At 70.9% G+C, this 16,327-nt stretch carries 14 protein-coding genes; 8 read left to right on the top strand and 6 right to left on the bottom strand.

Translation table 11 applies throughout. The features are described 5' to 3' along the window. Positions 1-27 precede the first annotated feature (27 nt). On the top strand, positions 28-2,025 hold the full coding sequence (locus tag ACFQV6_RS06695; protein WP_378026454.1) for a beta-galactosidase: 1,998 nt from the start codon (positions 28-30) through the stop codon (positions 2,023-2,025). A 46-nt stretch (positions 2,026-2,071) separates the two neighbouring features. On the opposite strand, the gene ACFQV6_RS06690 is transcribed toward ACFQV6_RS06695, so the two are convergent. Next, positions 2,072-2,989: an AbfB domain-containing protein gene (locus ACFQV6_RS06690; RefSeq protein ID WP_378026453.1), complete on the bottom strand. Its 918-nt coding sequence runs from the start codon at positions 2,987-2,989 to the stop codon at positions 2,072-2,074. 296 nt (positions 2,990-3,285) lie between these two features. Between ACFQV6_RS06690 and ACFQV6_RS06685 the strand changes: the two genes are divergently transcribed. Together ACFQV6_RS06685 and ACFQV6_RS06680 are read left to right on the top strand one after the other, a co-directional pair. Then, positions 3,286-4,434 carry a hypothetical protein gene (locus ACFQV6_RS06685; protein ID WP_378026452.1) on the top strand — a complete coding sequence of 383 codons (1,149 nt, stop codon included), beginning with the start codon at positions 3,286-3,288 and terminating at the stop codon, positions 4,432-4,434. Positions 4,435-4,521: 87 nt separating this feature from the next. Beyond that, on the top strand, positions 4,522-5,127 hold the full coding sequence (locus ACFQV6_RS06680) for an SAM-dependent methyltransferase (RefSeq protein WP_378026451.1): 606 nt from the start codon (positions 4,522-4,524) through the stop codon (positions 5,125-5,127). On the opposite strand, the gene ACFQV6_RS06675 is transcribed toward ACFQV6_RS06680, so the two are convergent. Next, positions 5,124-6,401 (bottom strand): YncE family protein, encoded by a 1,278-nt coding sequence (locus ACFQV6_RS06675; protein WP_378026450.1) that lies wholly within the window; start codon positions 6,399-6,401, stop codon positions 5,124-5,126. The two genes, ACFQV6_RS06680 and ACFQV6_RS06675, sit on opposite strands and share 4 nt — an antisense overlap. A gap of 103 nt (positions 6,402-6,504) precedes the next feature. On the opposite strand from ACFQV6_RS06675, the gene ACFQV6_RS06670 reads away from it, so the two are divergent. The 3 genes from ACFQV6_RS06670 (at position 6,505) to ACFQV6_RS06660 (ending at position 8,928) form a co-directional block, all read left to right on the top strand. Beyond that, positions 6,505-7,062, top strand: coding sequence for an RNA polymerase sigma factor (locus ACFQV6_RS06670; RefSeq protein ID WP_378026687.1), 558 nt, complete (start codon positions 6,505-6,507; stop codon positions 7,060-7,062). Between the two features lie 151 nt (positions 7,063-7,213). Then, positions 7,214-7,843 carry a hypothetical protein gene (locus tag ACFQV6_RS06665; RefSeq protein ID WP_378026449.1) on the top strand — a complete coding sequence of 210 codons (630 nt, stop codon included), beginning with the start codon at positions 7,214-7,216 and terminating at the stop codon, positions 7,841-7,843. Between the two features lie 146 nt (positions 7,844-7,989). After that, on the top strand, positions 7,990-8,928 hold the full coding sequence (locus tag ACFQV6_RS06660; protein ID WP_378026448.1) for a glycoside hydrolase family 6 protein: 939 nt from the start codon (positions 7,990-7,992) through the stop codon (positions 8,926-8,928). A 49-nt stretch (positions 8,929-8,977) separates the two neighbouring features. Here ACFQV6_RS06660 and ACFQV6_RS06655 read toward each other — a convergent pair whose 3' ends face one another. Both ACFQV6_RS06655 and ACFQV6_RS06650 read right to left on the bottom strand, forming a co-directional pair. Then, entirely contained in the window at positions 8,978-10,927 is a 1,950-nt protein-coding gene (locus ACFQV6_RS06655; RefSeq protein WP_378026447.1) for a galactose oxidase-like domain-containing protein, read from the bottom strand. Positions 10,928-10,962: 35 nt separating this feature from the next. After that, the gene (locus ACFQV6_RS06650; RefSeq protein WP_378026446.1) at positions 10,963-12,675 is read right to left on the bottom strand and encodes a glycosyltransferase family 2 protein; all 1,713 of its coding nucleotides are present in this window, start codon (positions 12,673-12,675) and stop codon (positions 10,963-10,965) included. 346 nt (positions 12,676-13,021) lie between these two features. Here ACFQV6_RS06650 and ACFQV6_RS06645 point away from each other — a divergent pair, with 346 nt between their 5' ends. Beyond that, positions 13,022-13,309, top strand: a complete 288-nt coding sequence (locus ACFQV6_RS06645; RefSeq protein ID WP_378026445.1) for a hypothetical protein — start codon at positions 13,022-13,024, stop codon at positions 13,307-13,309. On the opposite strand, the gene ACFQV6_RS06640 is transcribed toward ACFQV6_RS06645, so the two are convergent. Both ACFQV6_RS06640 and ACFQV6_RS06635 read right to left on the bottom strand, forming a co-directional pair. After that, positions 13,297-14,586, bottom strand: coding sequence for an MFS transporter (locus tag ACFQV6_RS06640; protein ID WP_378026444.1), 1,290 nt, complete (start codon positions 14,584-14,586; stop codon positions 13,297-13,299). The two genes, ACFQV6_RS06645 and ACFQV6_RS06640, sit on opposite strands and share 13 nt — an antisense overlap. Positions 14,587-14,638: 52 nt before the next feature. Beyond that, positions 14,639-15,001, bottom strand: a complete 363-nt coding sequence (locus ACFQV6_RS06635; RefSeq protein WP_378026443.1) for a DUF2203 domain-containing protein — start codon at positions 14,999-15,001, stop codon at positions 14,639-14,641. A 170-nt stretch (positions 15,002-15,171) separates the two neighbouring features. On the opposite strand from ACFQV6_RS06635, the gene ACFQV6_RS06630 reads away from it, so the two are divergent. Beyond that, positions 15,172-16,327: acyl-CoA dehydrogenase family protein (locus ACFQV6_RS06630; protein ID WP_378026442.1), on the top strand; the 1,156-nt coding region annotated here is incomplete at its 3' end.

The raw sequence follows: 16,327 nt of genomic DNA, 5'->3' as shown, positions 1-16,327 counted from the left end.
TGAGTGTTCAACGACAGTGAGCGGTATATGACACTGAGTAACGAGCAGACGCCCCGGAGCTGGCTTCGCCGGCCCGGGGCGGCGCGTCTGGAGTTCGGCGCCGACTACAACCCCGACCAGTGGCCCCGCGAGGTCTGGGACGATGACGTACGCGCCATGCGCGAAGCCGGCGTCACGATAGTCTCCCTGGCCATCTTCTCCTGGGCCCGGCTCCAGCCCCGCGACGGTGAGTACGACTTCGCGTGGCTGGACGAGGTGATGGACCTGCTGCACGCCGGCGGCATCTCGGTCGACCTCGCGACGGCGACCGCGTCACCGCCGCCGTGGCTGACCACGAAGCACCCGGAGATCCTGCCGGTGAACCGCGAGGGCGCCACGGTGTGGCCGGGCGCCCGGCAGCACTGGCGTCCCACCTCACCGGTCTTCCGCGAGCACGCCCTGGCCCTGGTCCGCGCGCTCGCCACCCGGTACGCCGGGCACCCGGCCCTGGTCGCCTGGCACGTCAACAATGAGCTGGGCTGCCACAACGTCTACGACTTCTCCGACGACGCCGCGGCCGCGTTCCGGGAGTGGCTGCGCGCGCGGTACGGCACCATCGGGGCGCTCAACGACGCCTGGGGCACCGCGTTCTGGTCGCAGCGCTACGACGACTGGTCCGAGATCCTGCCGCCGCGGCTCGCCGCCTCGCACCCGAACCCCACCCAGCAGCTCGACTTCAAGCGGTTCTCCTCCGACGCGCTCAAGGAGCACCTGCGCGCCGAGCGGGCCGTGCTGCGCGAGCTGACCCCGGACGTGCCGGTCACCACCAACTTCATGGTGATGGGCGGCATGAACCCGATGAACTACGCCGACTGGGCGGCCGAGGTCGACTTCGTCTCCAACGACCACTACGTGATCCCCGGCCCGCAGGCCCGTGACGAGCTCTCCTTCGCGGCCAACCTGACCGGCAACCTCGCCGGCGGCCGGCCGTGGTTCCTGATGGAGCACTCGACGAGCGCGGTCAACTGGCAGCCGATCAACCTGGCGAAGAAGCCCGGTGAGCTGGCCCGGGACTCGCTGACCCACGTGGCGCACGGTGCCGACGCGGTCTGTTTCTTCCAGTGGCGGCAGTCCCGGGCGGGCGCCGAGAAGTACCACTCGGCGATGCTGCCGCACTCGGGTACGGACAGCGCGCTCTTCCGGGCGGTCGCCGGCCTGGGGCAGCGGCTGCGTGACCTCGCCCCGGTCGCCGGTGCCGAGCGCCGCCCGGCCGAGGTGGGCATCGTCTTCGACTGGGAGTCCTGGTGGGTGTCCGAGCACGACTCGCACCCCACCGACCGGCTGCGGTACCACCGGGAGGCGCTGGACTGGTACACCGCTCTGCTCAACAACGGCGTACGCGCCGACGTGGTGCCGACCGGCGGACCGCTGGAGCGTCATCGTGTGCTGATCGCGCCGATCCTGCACGTCGTGCCCGCCGCGCTGGCGGAGCGGCTGCGCGCCTTCGTGGCGGGTGGCGGGCACCTGATCACCACGTACTTCTCCGGGATCGTGGACGAGAACGACCACGTGTGGCTCGGCGGGTACCCGGGTGCGCTGCGGGACCTGCTCGGCATCCGGATCGAGGAGTTCGCGCCGCTGCTGGACGCCGAGAGCGTCGAGCTCGACAACGGCACCACCGGCACGCTCTGGACCGACCGGATCGACGTGACCGCCGGCGAGGTGGAGGTTGTCGCGCGGTACAAGACCGGTGAGCAGGCGGACCGGGCGGCGATCACCCGGCGTCCGGTGGGGGAGGGCTCGGCGTCGTACGTCTCGACCCGCCTCGGCCCGGACGGCCTCACCGAGCTGCTTCCCGCTCTGCTCGGGCCGTCCGGGGTGGTCAGCGAGCTGCCGCCCGGACTGCGGGGACAGGTGGAGCTGGCGATCCGTGGTGACCACTGGTTCTTGATCAACCGGACCGACTCCCGGGTCGACCTCGCCGGCCTGCCCGGCGCGCCGGACGTTCTGGAGCCGCGGGCAGTGATCGTGCTGCACCGGGTCTGAAAGCAGGGGTGGTGCCCGGCCGGAGGGGCCCCGGCCGGGCACCACGTCACAGGGGCGATCGCGGCAGGAGCGCGGTTGCCCCTTCAGCCGTGGTCTCGCGCAGGACGAGACGGGTGCGGTCGGCCACCACATAGCGCACCGGATAATTGAGGGACCGCAACGCTAGTGCGGCGCCCTGGCGAATCGTCACCGTACAAAAGGTGGCGTCCTGATCGAACAATTCTGTGCGGTCGGAACGATCCAGCCGGATTTCGAAGTTCCGGTGGCGAAGATAATATCCGGGAAAGTTTACTGATTCGAGTGAGAAGCAGTTCGCATTCGCCCGTCCACGCCGGACGGTGAACCGCGCGTCGGCCCGGTCCAGGTCGCTGCTGCCGGCGCCGACCGGGTCGAGCCGGCCGCGGAAGTCGCGGTGCCGGACCCGGTTGCCGGGCCGGTCGGCCGACTCCAGCCCGACCGTGGCGCCAGTGACCAGGGCCGGTGGTGCGGGCCTCGCCGTCCGGCCCGGCGCCGGCGTCGCCTTGGACGGCCACCGCGTGTGAGTGGGTGGCACGGTGGCGGCGGCACGGGACGTGGGCAGGGTGTACGCCGAGGTGGTGGTGGCACTCGGCGGTGGCAGCAGGGAGATCGTCCCGGTCGGTCGAAGCGGTTCGAAAGGCTCGCCGGGCCGGGGGTATTCCTCGGTCTGCGCGGCGACCGGTGCGGGCTCCTGGTTGCCGTTGACGATCCCGGCGACGACCGCGGTGGTGGCGCAGGCCAGCGCCAGTGCGGCCGCCAGCACCAGCCGGGGGCGCAGTGATGACGACGTCCCGGGGCCTGGCCCGAGCGCACGGCGCTGGACACCACGCGGAAGGGCGGGCCGGGAACCGGGTCGCAGTGGTGGTCCGTAGCCGGAACCGTCTCGTGAATACGGCGGAACCCAGCCACCGACGCGGAGTCTGTCCTGGGTTTCGTCTTCCGGCATGTAATCGCTCTCTGCAGATGCGGCGCATTGCCACTTGGTGTATTGCCCCTGATGCACTGCTGCTCGGTGTATCGCTGCTTGGTGTATCGCCGCTTGGTGTATCGCCGCTTGGTGCATTGCACTTAATGTTCCGATAATGATCTACCGGTATCAGTGGCAAAGGGCAAGGGGGTACGCGGAAGCTCTTGATCTGGGAGCGATCCCAGTCGAACCGATCGGACGCCTGGTCCGTATCTGGTGTCGGAACCACTCGCCCTTGCCTCCGGTGGCGGTGGTCGCGACGAGGAGAGCGCGCCGTGGACAGTCCTGCAGCTGCCGATGCCCAGACCGACGCCCCAACTGCCGCCGATCCAACTGCCGCCGATCCAACTAGTGCGGATGCCGTAGTTGAGCCGAGCGCACCCGCCGAGGCGGCGCCCGGCGTTCCGCCGCTGCCGAACATCGCCGACTACTGGCCCGACCTGCCCCAGCGCCTCGGGCCTCAGGCCGACCACTACGAGCTGCCGGGTGTCGACGCCACCAGGACCGGCCCCGCCTGGCAGACCACGACAGGCGAACCACCCGCAGGCGCCCGCGATGCGGGTGCCGGGGACGCGGGTGCCGGCACCAACCGGCTGACCGTCGAGATCCCGGCCGGCGTCCGGCCCCGCCGGCCGCGCTGGAAGTCCGCCGCGATGACGGCCGCCCTGCTGGGCGTCGCCGGCGCCGCGGCCTGGGTGATCGTCAAACCCGGGGTGAACCCGCCACCGCAGCCCACCTTCGCCGACCGGGTCGCGTCGCCGGAGCCGTCCGGGGCGCTCCCGGCGAACCCGGCGAACCCGCCGGTCTCCATCAACACCTCGCCGCCGGCCACCAGCGCGCCGCCTCCATCCGTGCCGGGCGCTGCCACGTTCGAGCTCGCCGACGGCAGTACCGAGGTCAACGTGACGATCGGTGCGGTCAGCGACGGCTGGTTCCGGGTCACCACTCCCGAGGGCAGCGGCGTGACACCGCGGGCCGAGGTGGCCGAGGGCACCCTGCGCGTCCTGATCGTCCCGGACGGCACGAAGGGCTCGGCCCGTGTCGACGTCGTGCTCAGCGAGGACGTCGACTGGGCGGTACGCATGCGCGGCGGCTTCCGTACCGCGACCCTCGACCTGTCCCGCGGCAGCGTCAGCCGGATCGACCTGCTCGGCGGCACCAACCGGCTGACCCTCGCGCTGCCCCGCCAGGACGACGCGATTCCGATCCTGATGTCCGGTGGCGTCAAGAACTGGCGCATCACCACGCAGGAGCGGGTCCCGGTGCGCGCGTCGTTCGAGCGGGGCGCCGGCACCGTCACCCTCTACGACGACCGCAATCGGGGCGTACGCCGGGAGAGCGAGCTGACCAGCGGATCCGGCCCCGGCGGCATCGAACTCAACGCGGAGGCCGGCATCGGAACCCTGACCGTGTCAAAGCGCTGAGCGGTCCAAAGGGCTGAGCGGTCAAAAGGGCTGAGTATCGGGCCACCCGGCTGGCGGCGCCGCTTCCGCGTTCGGCACAATTCCGGCGTGACACGAGCAGAGGGCGACGCCGCAGCGCCGGAGACCACGGTCTCCCTGGACTACTTCACCGGGCTCTACCTGGCGAAGGACGACCCCTGGGACGTCGCGACCAAGTGGCACAACCAGCGCAAGTACGCGGTCACCCTGGCCAGCCTGCCCCGCGAGCACTACCGCAGCTGTTACGAGCCGGGCGCCTCGATCGGCCTGTTCACCCGGATGCTGGCGCCCCGCTGCGACGCGATCCTCGCCGTCGACAGCGTCGAGGAGGCCGTCCAGCAGGCCCGGGAGAACACCGCGGACCTGCCGAACGTGACAGTCGAGCGGGGCATGGTCCCGGCCGACCTGCCGGACGCCACGTTCGACCTGGTCGTCATCGGTGACCTGCTCTACTACCTCTCCGCCGCCGACCTGGCGGCCCTGCTGGACGGGCTGGTGGAGCGGCTCGAACCGGGCGGTGACCTGGTGTCGCTGCACTTCCGGGACCGGGAGAACGGCGGCAACTACGACGGCCACAACGTGCACGAGATCCTGGCCGCACACGCCGGCCTGGAACGCGTCGTCCGGCACGAGGACGAGTGGTTCCTCCTCGACGTTCTGCGGCGGGTCGCCTAGGGCACGTGCCGCAGCGCGGTGAGTCCGGGCACCGCCACGTGACCGAGCTGAGTGCCGGCGGCGGCGTCGAGCCACGTCACTCGGCCTTCACCACCGGCGTAAAGCCGCTTGCCGTCACGGCTCAGGCCCATACCCCGGATCGGTCCGGGAACGCTCCACCGGGCCGCCTGCGCGTCCGTGCTGGTGTCCACTGCGCCGGTGTCCACTGCGCTGGTGTCCAGAACGGTTACCAGGTCGCCGCTGCCGACCAGAGTCCTGCCGTCCGGCGTCAGCACCAGGGCGGCGATCCCGTCCGCGGCGGGCGGCACGTCCACCACACGCTCGATGGTCAGAGCGCTCGGACTGGCGTACGCCATCTTGCCCGCGGAGAGATCGACCACCGCGAGGTGCCTCGCGTTCGCGGCGAGCGCGCAGGACGCGGCCTTCCCCTCGCCGAACGGGTGCGGCAGGTCCAGGCAGTAGGCCCAGCCCTCGGTGAGGTGCAGGACGTGCACGAAGGCGTGCGCGTTGCCGGGGCGGCCGGAGACCAGGTCCCGGGTGTGCGCGTGGCCGGGCTGGTGGGTGTAGAGGGTGAATAGCATCTGACCGTCGGCGGAGAGGACCGCCTGCCGGCCCTCGCCGCGCATCTCCTCCTCGGCGCCCGCCGGGACCGGGGTCTTGTTGCGGGTGAAGAGCGGGTCGAGGCGGCTGCTGCCGAGGTCCAGCTTGCGGACCCGGTAGCGGTCGGGCGCGGCGGCGGGGAACCACTCCAGGACGAACAGGCCCTGGCCGTCCGAGGTGAAGGCGTCCGGTTCGACGACGCCGGGCAGGTCGTACTCGCGGTTGCCGGCCGGTCCGGCGATCAGGAGGGTGGACCGGGCGCGCGCCGCCGGCTGTACGGTGGCCGGCGTTCGGCCCAGTGCGCACGCCCGGCCGTCGGTGGAGATCGCCCGGGGCAGCCATCCGCCCCCGACCGTGGTCTTCCGGACGGCCGCCCCGGTGGCCGGGTCGATCTGCACCAGGTCACCGGCGCCGGCGGTGTAGAGGTGCGCACCGTCGAAGGCCGCCGCCGCCGGGCCGAGTGCCTGCTCGCCGGTGGGTGCGAGCCGGACCAGGCCACGCTCGGTCTCGGCGATCAGCACGTCGGGCGGGTCGGCGGAGGGCGAGGTCGCGGCAGAGGGTGGCGCGGCAGAGGGTGGCGCGGCGGCAGTCGGATCGGCGGGTTCGCGGCAACCGGAGGCTGTCGCGGCGAGGCCGGATCCCGCTAGGAGGAGGAAGGTGCGCCGGGTCGTCATGCTCTGGTGACACCACCCGGCGGGAACCGGTTCCCATCCCGCGGTGTCATCAAGGGTGCGGCATGAGGGTGTGTCATGAGGGGTGTGCTGAAGGGGGACAGCGATCGAGACCGATGAGGCGACCGCGGTCGCGAGGGCCCGCGGTGGCGACCTGGACGCGTACGAGGACCTGGTCGTGCGCTTCACGGCGCCCGCGCACCGGGCCGCGGTGCTGCTCGGCGCGGGTGCCGACGCCGACGACGTGGTGCAGGAGGCGTTCGTGAAGGCGTACCGCGGGCTGGGGCGGTACCGGGGCGACTCCGGGTTCAAGGCGTGGCTGCTGGCGATCGTGGCGAACGAGACGCGCAACCTGATCAGGTCGCGTACCCGCCGGACCGGGCTGCTGATGCGGGCGGCGGTGCGTGAGGACCCGCTGCCGCTGGAGCCCGATCCGGCTGACACGGCGGAGGCGACCGAGCGGCGCCGGTTCCTGGTCGAGCAACTGCGGGCGCTGGATGCTCGTGACCGGGAGGTCCTGGTCTGCCGCTATCTGCTCGATCTGTCGGAGGCGGAGACCGCGGTGACGCTCGGTGTGGCGAAGGGGACGGTGAAGTCACGGACCGCGCGGGCGCTGACCAAACTCAGGAACCGCTTGCCGGTGGGGGAGGTGCGCCGTGCTTGAAAAGGATGCGCCGGAGAATCAGCTGTCCGAAAATGATGATCTGGCGAGGGACCTTCGGGACCTCGGGCGCGCTCTGTGCGTACCCCCGGCTTCTGATCAAAGAGACGCGGTGCGTGCGCGCCTCGCCCGGCCTGCGCGGCGACGGCCTCGCGTGCGTCTCCTCCTGGCCGCCGCGGTGGCGGCGCTGATCGCGTCGGTCACGCTGATCGCGCCGGCTCGGGCCGCGGTGGGCGAGGTGATCGGTGGCCTTCTGCGTGTGGCGGGTGTTGAGGTACGGCGTGAGCACAGTGCTGATCCACTGCCGCCCAGCCCGAGCCCGCTGCCGTCGTCGCGGTCCGTCGCGCTCGCCGAGGCCGATCGGCGCGCGGCTTTCCCGGTGCGGATGCCGGAGTCGCTCGGTGAGCCGGAGGAGGTGCAGCTGTCCGATCCGGATCAGAGCGGGGCGCCGCGTGTGGTGACCATGATCTTCCGTGGCGGGACCGGGCGGTTCGAGCAGTTCGACGGTTCGCTCGAGCCGGCGTTCTTCAAGACCGCGCCGAATGCCGCGTGGGTTGAGCTGGGAAGTGGTGCTGATCCCGGTAGTGGTGTGTGGAGCGGTGCCGTCTGGCTGCCCGGTCCGCATCCGGTGACCTATGTCGGGCGCGACGGTGTGACGCGCACCGAGACCGCGCGCCTGGCCGGGCCGACGCTGATCTGGGCGTCGGCGGACTCGGTCACCTACCGGTTGGAGGGAATCGCGACACTCGAAGAGGCGACGGAGGTGGCCCGCTCGGTGCGCTGAAAGTACAGTTTGTCCGGATGATTAAACGTCCTGCTCTCTGCGGCAGCGCTGTGCTCGTTGCGGCGGTTGTTGCCCTCGGCGGCTGCTCCGCTGAACCGGAGCCGGAGGCCACAGCCGTGCCGTCCCCATCCGTGCCGTCCCCATCCGTGCCGTCCTCTGTCCCTGATCCCTATGTGCCTGCCGGCGCCGGCCCGTTCTATGTCGAGCCCGACGCGCCGGCTGTCGCGCAGGTCGCGCAGTGGGAGGCGGCGGGGCGGGCCGCCGACGCCGCGGCCCTGCGGCGGATCGCTCAGGCGCCGACCGCGGTGTGGTTCGCCGACGGGGCGCCGGGTTACGCCGAGCGGGCTCACGCGCTGGTCACCGCGGCGGCCGGGGCCGGGCGCACCCCGGTGCTGGTGGCGTACCACGTGCCGCAGCGGGACTGCGGCGGGCACTCCGGTGGGGGAGCGGCGGACGGGGAGGCGTACCGAGCCTGGATCGCCGGGCTGGCGGGTGCGATCCGCGGCACGCCCGCGGTCGTCGTGCTGGAACCGGACGCGGTCACCCACGTGCTGCAGGGTTGCGTGAGCGGTGCGGTCGCCGAGGAGCGGTTCGCGCTGCTCGACGGGGCGATCCGGGCGCTCAAGCAGGAGCCGGGGATCCGCGTCTACCTGGACGGCGGCAACCCGGGCTGGGTGAAGGACGTCGACCGGGTCGCCTCGTCGCTGCGCCGTGCCGGGGTGGAGCGCGCCGACGGTTTCAGCCTCAACGTGGCCAACTTCGAGACCGTCGAGGCGAACATCTCGTACGGCGAGCAGATCTCCCGGCGGCTCGGCGGAGCGCACTTCGTCGTCGACACCAGCCGCAACGGCAACGGGCCGGCCGAGGTGGACGCCCGAGACGCCGAGGGGCACTGGTGCAATCCGTCCGGGCGGGCGCTCGGCCCGGCGCCGACGACCGAGACCGGTCATCCGCTCGTCGACGCGTACCTGTGGGTGAAACGGCCGGGCGAGTCCGACGGCGCGTGCGGGGCCGGTGCCCCGCCGGCCGGCCAGTGGTGGCCGGAATACGCCCTCGGACTCGCTACCAGCGCGCCGAATCAATAAAGCCCAATCAATAAAGCCCAATCAATAAAGCCCAGCCAATAAAGCCCAGTCAGTAGACCTTCACCCAGTGCGCCGGTGAGGGCACGCCGCCGCCGTCGATCAGGAACAGCATGTACCAGCCCGGTGGCACCACACCGCGTTCCCTCGGGACGGACACGCTCACCCCGCCGGGGATCCGCTGCACACCCAGCGCCACCGACCGCTGATCCACGTCGGTGCCGTGGGTGACCGCGCTGGGCCGGACCAGCCGGGCCGACCGGATCCGGCCGGCGTCGCGGGTCGCGAACGGCGCCCGGCCACCCCGCTGGAGCGAGGTGAACCCGTTGACGATCCCCGGGCGGTCGCCGCGGAACAGGTACGGCGGGCTGTAGATCTCCACCCGCTGCTCGAAGGTGCCAGGGTTGCGCCCGGAGCGGTCGTAGATCGGGTCGCTGCCCATCGTCACCACCCGCCCGTCCGGCAGCAGCAGCGCCTCGGAGTGGTAGTTGCGGCCCACCGTCGGTGCCGCGGCGGTGCGGAACTCCTGCTCGTCCGGGTGGTAGATCTGCGCGGTGAGAAGATCACTGCGAGTCTTCCCCCGGTACGGCCCGCCGCGATAGCCGGAACTGCCGCCGCTGGTGAAGACGGTGTCGTCGGGCAGCACGACGGTGCTCAGGTACCGCGTCGGATGCGGCAGGTCCGGCCCCCGGGTCCAGGCCGGGCGCGGCTCGTCGAGGTCCACGATCGAGGTGCGCGCGGTGGAGTTCGGTGAGTCGCCGACCGCCCCGCCGCCGAGGATCATCACCTTCTGGTCCTGTGCCGGTGGCAGCAGCACCGACGCGCTGGTCTCGGTCATCTTCGGGTCGAGCAGGCCGGGCACCGGCTGGAACCGGTTCGTGCGCATGTCCCACAGCCCGGGCGTACGGCCCTCGGTGTCCGAGCCGTACCCGGCGTTCGAGCCGGAGAAGAACAGCCGCTCGTCCTTGGCGAGGAAGAGCGCCGGATAGGTGGGGAAGACCCGGCGCAAACCGGGCGCCGGCACCCAGCGGCGCTTGGTGACCTGGTAGCGCTCGTTGATGCCGGGCAGCATCCGGCCGAACTCGTCGAGCCCGGAGACGGCCAGCACGTCACCGTTGGGCAGCGGCGCCAGCGTCGGGTACCAGCGGTGCTTCACCAGGTCGCCGGTCCGCACGTACTGCTCGGTGACGGGGTCGAACTCGTACGACGTCTTGTCTCCGCCGTACTCCTGCTTCTCTCTCGTGATCTTCTCGGCGATCCCGTAGAGGTTGCGGGTGTCGGCGCCGGTCAGGCCCTCGATCGAGTACTGGGCGGGCTTGGTGACGGTCGGGCCGTCGCCCGCCTGCACGGCGTCGACCCAGACCTCCGCCTCGCCGGCGTGCACCATGGTGTGCGTGCCGTGCCACATCTTCGTGGCGGCGGGCACCGTCACGTCGGCCCGGCTCTGATAGACCCGCCCGGCCTCCGAGCGGAACCGGGTGCCCTTCGTGAACCGGCGCGGCCCGAAGTCCGGTGACTCGTTCTTGATCTTCATTACCCCGGCGGCGTTCTTGATGTTCGCCTCGAGCACCTCGTACGACTTGGTGCCGCCGGCCACCAGCAGCCGGCCGCTGGGCAGGAACGTGTGCCCGGCGCAGAACAGGTCGGTCGGCGTCGGCACCTGCGAGAACCTGTCGGTGGCGGGGTCCCAGAGGACGGTCCGGAAGGTGCCCGCCTCGAAGCTCTCGCGGTTGTTGCCGGAGCCCGCGACGATCAGCACCTTGCCGGTGCGCAGCAGCGCGGCGTGGATCGCGTTCACCCGGAAGCCGGCCGGGACGGGCAGCGTCGACCAGTGGCCGTACTGCTCCTTGTAGGACTGCCGGTTGATGCTGAAGTGGTGGTAACGCTCCTGGGCGAAGACCACGATCGGGCGGTTGACCACGGCCAGGGTGGCCAGGGTCGGTATCAGGGCGAGAAGGCTGAGCAGCCTCCGCGCGGTGGTGGGTCGGGATCGGGGGGTCATGCGCGGCTCTCCGGTTCAGTTCGGTTCAGTTCGGTTCAGTTCAGATGCTTTTCTCGCCGGGCGGCGGCCTGCGCCGCCCAGATGGCCGGTGGGGTCAGGCAGAGCCCCAGATTCAGCGTGGGCCAGAGCCACATGAAGCCGTGCGCGTGCCCGGTCACCGTGGCGATCAGCAGCAGCGCGGCGAAGAAGCCGGCCCAGCGCAGATGGGTACGAAAGGTGAGCAACCGGTCCGGACTGGCCGAGTCGCCCTTCGGGGTCACCACGAAACCGGCCCGGCGCCGCAGCACCGCCTGCAGGAACGACGTGACGTAGATCGGCGCGCAGAGCGTGGAGAGCAGCATGCCGACGAGCCCGGAGGAGCCGGCCTCCTCGTGCGGGGACACGTTGTGCCGCCGGTTCCAGACGTAGAGCCCGACCTGGAAGAGCGCGGCGTCCACATAGAGCATCAGCCACACCTCCTGCGGCACCTGTACGCCCTGGACGCCGAGCACGATGTGGCAGGCCGCCGTCGCCGCGCCGAGCAGCCAGGCGACCGCGGTCAGCGGGTAGTACGCCATCAGCAGCGCGTAGTGCAGCGCCCGCCGGATGCCGAGCCGCCCGGCCATCCGGGCGAAACCGGCGACGCAGACCTCGTCGGTGCCCCGTGACCAGCGATGCTGCTGGCTGAAGTAGTCGGTCCACGACGACGGGCCCTCACCGACCGCCAGCACGTCCGGGGTGTAGACGGAGCGCCACCGCTCGCCGGTCACCGGGTTGCGGGTGGCGTGCAGCTTCAGGCTCGTCGCCATGTCCTCGGTGATCGAGTCCTGGAGCCCGCCGATCTCCTTGAGGGCGGCGATGCGTACCGCGTTGTTGGTGCCGACCAGCATCGGGATGCCCAGCTTGTTGCCGGCCCGCTGGAGCAGCGAGTGGAACAGGTACTGCTGCGACTCGGCCCAGCGGGTGATCACGTTGTCGTAGTTGCCGTAGATCTGCGGCCCGATGACGAACGCCACGTCCGGGTCGCGGAAGTAGCCGAGCAGGCGCTCGCAGAAGTTCGGCAGCGGGACGTGATCCGGGTCGACCGAGACGAACGCGTCGTAGGTGTCGCCGTGCCGGTCCACCCACGAGTTGTAGTTGCCGTGCTTGGTCTTCGCCTTGAAGGCGCCGGCCGGGGTGTTCCAGTCGATGACACCCTTACGGCTGAAGTGGTGCACGCCGACCCGGGCGCACATCCGCTTCACCTCGGGGTCGTCGCCCTCGTCGAGCAGCCAGACGTCGTAGAGGCCGGGGTGGCGGATCCGGCAGGCGGCCTCCAGGGTGCGCTCGACCATCTCGATCGGCTCCTTGCCGGGGACGATCGTGGTCAGGAAGGCGACCCGCAGGCCCGGCTGCGGCGGCACCGGCACCGGATCACGGGCCCGCAGCGTGGCGAGGCACAGCGTCACGACGTTGACCAGGCGGAACAGTTCGATCAGGGCGGTCGCGGCGATCATGAAAACGGTGGTCCCGAAGAGCCAGGTGTTGATCCGGCGGTCCGGCAGGGCGACCGAGGCGACAAGCCAGCCGAAGAACGTCGCCTCGAAGCAGAACGCGAACGCGGCGATCAGCAGGGTTCGCACCGGCCGGCGGCGGGACAGGGGTTTGAGCTGCACCCGGTAGGTGTCGTCCTGCGGTACGGGCTCGGGTTCCCCGGCCAGGAGGCTGAAGCCCTGGTAGTCGTATCTCGCGGCCGGTCCGGCGGGCTCCACGAGGTGCTGGCTTGTCATCGGGCTCCCTGCATCGCGATGCTTTCAAAGTGCGTTGCTTCAAAAGGCGTGGCTCTCCAAGTTCAGATGCCTCGGGAATAACGCACCAAATGCGGCGGAGGGTATTTAGCATGTTTACCGGTCACAGTGGAACAATATCCAAATTAGGTAAACTAAGGACATACCTCGCACCCGATCGTGTCTGACCTCGGGATGCTCGGGCCTGCCATCGAGGTTCATGCATCTGTGACCGGTGCCACACAGGGGGGCGTGGCGGCGCGGCCATTTTCGTAGCGGACAGTGACGCAGAGCGTCGAACTGATACGCGCTGTGATCCGTTGTTCAGGTAAGCGGGGCACTGAGCCCCGTGGAGACCGACAAGGCGGTGGCGATGCTGATCCTGTCCCTGCTCATCCTGGTCCTGGCTGCCGCCTGCGTGCTCGCGGTACGCGGGGTGCGGGCGGACGCGCGGGCCGAAGCCGAGTCGCTGAACGTCCCTGAGGCGATCTTCGGTCCGGAGAGCCTCGAGGGTGTGCTCTGCGTACAACTGATGGACGGCGAGATCACCCGTCGTCAGTATCTGCGGTCGATGGCCGGGATCGCGGCCCGCGACGAGGAGCGGCATCCGCTCGTGGTGCCGGGCTACGAGGACTGAATCCCTGGGTCGGTGCTTTGTGGCGTCACCCAGCGGTAGAGCAGTGCTGCGGCGAGCAGGCCGGCGCCGGCGACGGTGAGGGCCGCGGCGCTCAGTGTGGCGGCGGCTGTCACGGCGCCGATCAGCAGAGGTCCGCCACCGTTGCCCACGTCGGCGCAGAGCCGCCAGGCGCCGAGAAACTGGGCCCGGCCCGTGGCGGGGGAGACGTCGGCGCCGATGGTCAGCACCAGGCCGGCGCTGAGACCGTTGCCGAGGCCCATCAGCATCGCGACGACGGTCAGCCCGGTCGCACCGCTGACCAGCGGGAGCAGGGCGTGCGCGACGCCGAGCAGGGTCATCGCGGGCACCGCTGCCGACCGCCGGCCGTGGCGGTCCATCAGGCGGCCGGCCGGATAGAAGAGCAGCATGTCCACGGCGCCGGACAGCCCGTAGATCAGGCCGATGGTCGCCGGCTCCAGCCCGAGAGCCGTACCCCACAGTGGCAGGATCGTCTGCCGGGAGGCCCGCAACGCGCCGACCAGCAGGATCCCGATGCCGAGAGTGCGCAGCGTGCGGGCGTTGTCGCGGATCACCGACCACAGCCGCGGCTGCGAGCTGGTTACGTGCCCTGCCCTGCTGTGTCCCGCCGTGTCGTGCCCTGCCCTGTGCCCTGAACTCTCGCGCTCCGTCGTGTCGTGCCCTGCCCTCTCGCGCCCCGCCGTGTCGTGCGGCATCGGCGGCAGGAAGGTAAGCAGCGCGGCGCCTGCTCCGACCCCGGCGATCGCTACCAGGTAGGCGCCCGGCAGGCCGGCGAAGTGCATGGCACCCGCACCGAGGAACGGGCCGGCGAACGTGCCGATCCGGCCCACCCCGCCGAGCGTCGACATGGCGCGGGCGCGCAGATCCGGGCGAACCGCCTCGGTCAGGTACGCGTGCCGCGCCACACCCCACGCGGCTCCGGCGATCCCGAGCAGCATCACGGCCGCACCGAGCTGCACCACGGTGCGAGCCAGGAGACAGGCCGCCAGCATGGGTACGGCGAGCCCGGTCGCCGCCAGCATGGTCCGCCGCTCCCCGATCCGGGAGATCAGCACGCCGGCCGGCAGGGACCCGGCGATCTGCCCGATCCCGATCATCCCGGCCACCACCGCCGCCGTGGCCAGCGAGGCACCCAGCCCGGTCGCGGAGGGCACGATCACCGGTATCACGGCGCCGAAGCCGGTCGAGTACACCGCCGACGGCAGATAGACACCCGGCCCGAGCTGGCGCAGCGTCAGGCCTCCCGCGGCGGCAGTCATTTCAGAGGATCAGTCATCTCAGAGGATCAGTCATCTCAGGGGATCGGCCCTCTCAAGGGAGTCGGCGGCGGCCGGCGAAGCCCAGGTCGGCGCGGTGGTACCAGATCAGCTCGGTGTCGCCCTCCAGCCAGCAGAGCAGCACCGGCACACCGTCCAGCTCGGCGGGGAAGTCGACGAGCAGCGGCGCGACGCCCTTGAGCTCGGCTCCGGTCTCCTGCACCTCGGTCATCAACTCGTTGAGCCGCGCCTCGGCGGCCTTGCGCTCCGGCAGCCCGCCCAGGTCGGTCGGCGTACCGCCGGGGACGAGCGCGGCGGACACCTCGACCATGTCGGCCCGGACGGTGACGATCTCGTCGAGGATCGGTAGCAGCCGGGCCAGCTCGGCCCGTGCCTCGGGCACCGTGAACAACCCCATGACGATCAGTCTGTCAGCTCGGCCCGCGGTGCGCGCCACTCACCGGGGCCGCGAGGAGGGTCTCGAGGACGGTGTAGTGGCGCGGATCGCTCTCGCTTGTTGGCAATCACCGGGATGTGACATTCGCACAGGCGAGTTCGGCTCAGGTTACTGGCGGGTAATATTGGGGCATGATCAGCCAGCAGATCCAGCAGGTTCTCGACGGTCGGTGGGCGCACATCCGCCAGGCGGTGCGCGACGGGCTGGGCTCGGAGTTCGTGACCGTGCCCGGCGAGAGCGGGCCCGAGGCGCGGGACCGGATCAGCAGGCTGATCCGGGCGCTACCCACCGACGTCGGGGTCGCGTCGGCCTTCCCGGCCGAGTACGGCGGCTCCGGCGACCCGGGCGGCTCCACGGTGGCCGCCGAGATGCTGGCGCAGGTGGACCTGTCGCTGATGGTGAAGGCCGGCGTGCAGTGGGGCCTGTTCGGCGGTGCGGTGGTCGCCCTCGGTACGGAGAAGCACCACGACGCCTACCTTCGCGACATCATCTCGGCCGACCTGATGGGCTGCTTCGCGATGACCGAGACCGGTCACGGCTCGGACGTGCAGCAGCTGCGGACGACCTGCGTCTACGACCCGGAGGCGCAGACGTTCGACCTGCACACGCCGCATCAGGCGGCCCGCAAGGACTACATCGGCAACGCGGCGAAGGATGGCCGGATGGCGGTCGTGTTCGCTCAGCTCATCACCGGCGGGCGCGGTTACGGGGTGCACGCCTGGCTCGTTCCGATCCGCGACGAGAACGGCGATCCGATGCCCGGCGTGACCCTCGGTGACGCCGGTGCGAAGGCCGGCCTGCTCGGTGTCGACAACGGACGGATCTCCTTCGACCACGTGACGGTTCCCCGCGAGATGCTGCTCGACCGGTACGGCCAGGTGGCGCCGGACGGCGCCTACTCCAGCCCGATCGAGAACGACACTCGCCGCTTCTTCACCATGCTCGGCACCCTGGTCCGCGGCCGGGTCACCGTCGGCGGGGCGGCCTCCGCGGCGACCCGCAGCGCCCTGACCATCGCCGTCCGCTACGGCGACACGCGCCGCCAGTTCACCAGCCCCGGCGCCGAGCGGGAGGTCGTGCTCAACGACTACCTCGCCCACCAGCGCAAACTGCTGCCGGCGCTGGCGACGACCTACGCGTACGCCTTCGCGCAGGAGGAGCTGGTCGCGACCCTGGCCGACGTGCAGGCCGGTTCTGTTCAGGCCGGCACTGTTCAGGCCGGCACTGTTCAGGCCGGCACTGTTCAGGCCGGCACTGTTCAGGCCGGCACTGTTCAGGCCGGCACTG

It is taken from the genome of Actinoplanes sp. GCM10030250 (assembly GCF_042666575.1).
Lineage (GTDB): Bacteria > Actinomycetota > Actinomycetes > Mycobacteriales > Micromonosporaceae > Actinoplanes.
Note: the sequence above shows the minus strand (reverse complement) of the source record. Positions and strands in the feature narration are given on the sequence as shown.